This window comes from Actinomadura sp. NPDC048032 (assembly GCF_040653175.1).
In the GTDB taxonomy this organism is placed as follows: domain Bacteria; phylum Actinomycetota; class Actinomycetes; order Streptosporangiales; family Streptosporangiaceae; genus Spirillospora; species Spirillospora verrucosospora.
The window spans coordinates 1-2,033 of the sequence record NZ_JBEZJP010000735.1; the positions used below are offsets into that span (position 1 = coordinate 1).

2 protein-coding genes are annotated in these 2,033 nt (G+C 74.3%); both read right to left on the reverse strand.

Going from position 1 to position 2,033, the window contains the following annotated elements; translation table 11 throughout:
- Window positions 1-124: 124 nt before the first annotated feature.
- Entirely contained in the window at window positions 125-1,732 is a 1,608-nt protein-coding gene (locus tag AB0C69_RS41695; protein ID WP_360362324.1) for a DNRLRE domain-containing protein, read from the reverse strand.
- Window positions 1,733-1,789: 57 nt separating this feature from the next.
- Complete coding sequence (locus AB0C69_RS41700) at window positions 1,790-2,014, reverse strand: hypothetical protein (protein WP_360362327.1); 225 nt, start codon at window positions 2,012-2,014, stop codon at window positions 1,790-1,792.
- Window positions 2,015-2,033: the final 19 nt, after the last annotated feature.

The window sequence follows — 2,033 nt, forward strand, 5'->3', positions numbered from 1 at the left end:
CCGCCAGCCGCGCCGCGATGTGGACCATCGTCCTGGCCCGCAAGTAGGACGCGTCACCCGCACGCGCCGCGCCCCCCGCCGGATATCCGGCGGGGGGCGTGGCATGTCGGCGGCGGTGCGGCCGTCAGCAGAAGTCGCTCCAGGCCTTGCGGCTCTGGGTGTCGAGGAGGCGGAAGTCGCCGGTGCTCCAGTCGAGGTCGAAGTAGGAGACCCACAGGGCGCGGTGCTTGGCGAGGTAGGCGTTGGTGGCGTTGAGCCAGGCGGCGCGCCTGTCGCCGTTGTCGCCCTTGACCAGGTAGCTGCCGGTCTCGGCGATGCCGAAGGGCAGGTCCTCGCCCTTGCTGACGGCGACGACGCGGTCGTACATGGTGGCCGGGTCGTCGTAGCGGCCCTTCTTCCAGCCGAGGTTGTACACGTCCCAGCCGAGGACCTGGATGACGTCGCGGCCCGGGTAGTAGTCGCGCCAGTCGCGCTTGGACAGCGGGTCGAGGCTCCAGCCCATCAGGACGAGGGTGGCGTGGACGCGGGGGTTGCCCGCCTTGTCGGCGAGGGACCGCAGCCGCCGCCATGCGGCGCGGTAGTCGGCGGCGGTGAACTCGCCGGAGGCGATGTTGTCCTCGGGCTCGTGGTAGTAGACCCAGTAGAGGTCGCGGTCGCGGGGCGCGGTCGCGAACCAGCGGGTCATCTCCCGGTCATACTTGCCGGCGAGGACGTCCTTGGGCGCCAGCTTGAACGAGATGATCGGCGGGCGGTTCCCGGTGTCGGGCTTGCCCGGCCACGCCGGCGGGACGCCCTGGTAGAACAGCCGGACGGTCTCCAGGCCGCCGTAGGCGGCGTCCAGGCGGGTGAGGGCCTTCTGGAAGGTCTCACCCGGCTGGAGTTCGAGGGAGAGGCCGCAGAGCGTCCGCCCGCCCGCCGGGGACGTGCCGGGGGTCTTCACCGGCTGCGGGGTCTGCCAGGTGGGTTCGGGCGCGGGCGCGGGAAGCGCAGTGCCGGACGTCTCCGGCGACCTGCTCGGCGTCGGCGGGGGCGCGCCCGGCCGGGTCCGCAGGAGCAGGCGCGGGCCCTCGCCGGTCTCCCGTGAGCGCAGCGAGACCGCCGTCCGGGGGCCCTGGCCGGTGATGGCGAACGCGTAGAGGCCGGGGCCGGTCACCACCTGGCCCACGTCGAAGGACACCGTGCCCCCCGACCCGGAGGGGGCGCTCGCCACGACGGATCCGGCGACCGGGCGGTTGCCCCAGGACGTGCCCTCCTCCGTCCACGCGCCGGGCAGCGTGCGCAGCTCGACCCGCCGCGGCCGGTTCTCCAGCCGGTCGAACGTCATCTCCACGCGGGCCCGGGTGACCGCCGGGGTGCCGGGCGGCACCTCGAACGCGACGTAGGCCTCGGTGTGCCAGCCGGGCCACGCGGAGGCGGTGATCTTCCGCGCGTCCCCGAACGCCGTGCCGGGCATCTCGCGTACCACGTAGGTGTCGGCCGAGGCGCGGACGACCGTGCTCGCGCCCGCGGCGGCCGTCCGGGCGTGGTGGGCCGTGCCGGTCCCCGACAGGGCGATCGCGCCGGAGCCGCCCAGGACCAGCAGCGCGCCCGCGGAGGTGACGTAGAAGAACGGGCGGGGGCCGCGGCGCCGGTCGCGCCGCCGCGGCCCGTCCGGCGGGACGGGCAGCGAGCGGCGCGCGTCGGGGCGGTGATGGCCGCCGCGGACCACCTCGCGCTGTTCGTGATGGACCAAGGCCCCCGCCCCTTCCCGCAGAACGTCCCCGCCCTTTATCTCATGGGAGCCGCCGGCTCACCCCGCGGGGAACATCCCGAGGCGTCCGTGGTACTCGTGCCCGAGCTGGTCGGTGTCGCTGCCGACGAGCAGCCCCTTCGGGTGGGCGACCAGCGTCTCGACGCCGTGGCCGAGCGTCCGCGTGGGGTTCCACGCCAGCGCCTTGCCGGTCTTCGGGTCGAGCGCGCCGAGCCTGATGTTCATGGCGGGAGGGCTCTGCTGGCGGATCATCGGCTCGCTCATGGGGTTCGGCTACTCGTTC